The sequence below is a fragment of the Allobosea sp. P4_E12 genome (assembly GCF_056401655.1).
This window is the reverse complement of record NZ_JBFUIY010000126.1, coordinates 1-1485: the sequence shown is the minus strand read 5'-3', so window position 1 is coordinate 1485 and position 1485 is coordinate 1. Positions and strand designations below refer to the sequence as shown.

Here is a 1485-nt window from a genome sequence, read left to right as displayed (position 1 = left end):
GCGAGAGCGCCCAGCGGACTGGCCTCTTCTCCTGCCCCGGTCGCCCAGAACAAGCCGTCGCGCTTCCCCGGGCGGCTCGCGACCCGCTGGGCATAGGAGCCTGGCCCGGCGCCGGTTCTGTCCTTGCTCGCATAGTCGTTCTGGGCGTCGACATAGGCCAGGCTGACCTGGATCGCATCGAGCTCATTGCGCCCGAGGCGCCTGAACAGGATTTCCTTGCGCCCGGCCTCTGTGTCGAACCGCCATTCCCCGTCCTTGCGCAGGATCGGGATCGGGAACGGAAAGTCATTCTGACCAACGAGCAATGTCGCCTTGTCGCCGTCGACCGTGACCTGGTGCTTGGCCTGATAGGCGGAGAGAAAGCGCTCCCTGTCCGCCGCGTCGGCGACCTCGTCGCCGGAAAAGACGATGTCGCGCCCCTTGAGCCCGAGAACGCCGAGCATCGGGCCGGTCTCGCTGGTGCGGGCGGCTTCCACAAGGGCTGCGGCGGCCGCCTCGGGYGTCTTGAAGCGCTSTTGCGCGCTGGCTGCGGAGATCCCGGCCAAGGTGGCAGCCGCGATTGCGAGGCTCAGCCATCGCCGACGGATCCGGTTGAGGTGCATCATGGCAGCATACCTCCGGACATCTCCGGGACAGTGGCACGGCATAGTGCCGTCGCCGCACATTCATGGCGGATGGTTCCGGTCGGTACGTGCGAGCCGGATGCCAGCCATTGATCGTAGGTCTGGAACCGCACCCCGATGCGCTCGTAATAGACACGCAGGAAACCATCGGCGCCCCGTGTCACGGCGTCGGGCGCGACCTCCTGGACCTCCTGCGCCATCACGCCGACATAGCGCCTGTCGCTGCCCCGATAGGCAAACCGGTAGAAGCCGATGCCATTCCGAAGCCGGCCGAGCTCGACGATATGATCCTTGAGCGCGAYGTCGGAACGCCGCCCACCGCCGCCCCCRCGACCGCCGCCTCCACGCCCACCGCCGCCACCCATGCGCGCGCCACCGCCGCCGCCCATGCGTGCCCCGCCGCCGCCAAACCCGCCGCCTCCCGCTCTGGGTCCGCCGCCAAACCCGCCGCCGCCCATCCGCGCTCCGGCATGAGCGAAGCTTGCCTGTCCGCGCTGGGATTGCAGATTGGCGGCCCTGCCGGGCTGCATGTTGCCGAAGGCATTGTCGCGGCGCGGACCAGCCGCCCGATTGACGTTGCCGCCGCCGGGGCGACTGGCCTGCGCCGGCCGCTGCGCCGGCCTTTGCGCATTCGGGCGGTTCTGGCGCGCGCGGTCGGCGGTGGCAGGACGGTTCCCTGCCCCGCGATCGGGACGCGCTGCACCGGCGCCGGCATTGGGGCGATTGCCGGCATTGGGTCGGTCAGGCCGATTGGCCCCCTGCCCGCGATCCGGCCGGTTGCCAGCTCCGGTGTTGGGGCGATCGGGCCGGTCCGGGCGGGCCTGGTTTCCGTCCCGCCCGCGAAAGTCCATGCGTCCGTCGC

At 70.2% G+C, this 1485-nt stretch carries 2 protein-coding genes; both read right to left on the bottom strand.

The genetic code is table 11. The features are described from left to right. The coding region (locus AC1DW9_RS36620) for a DUF2950 family protein (RefSeq protein WP_476855414.1) at positions 1–605 on the bottom strand (605 nt) is incomplete at its 3' end. Next, positions 602–1485, bottom strand: an 884-nt coding sequence (locus AC1DW9_RS36615; protein WP_476855413.1) for a tail fiber domain-containing protein, incomplete at its 5' end; no start/stop codon positions are given. The genes AC1DW9_RS36620 and AC1DW9_RS36615, both read right to left, overlap by 4 nt.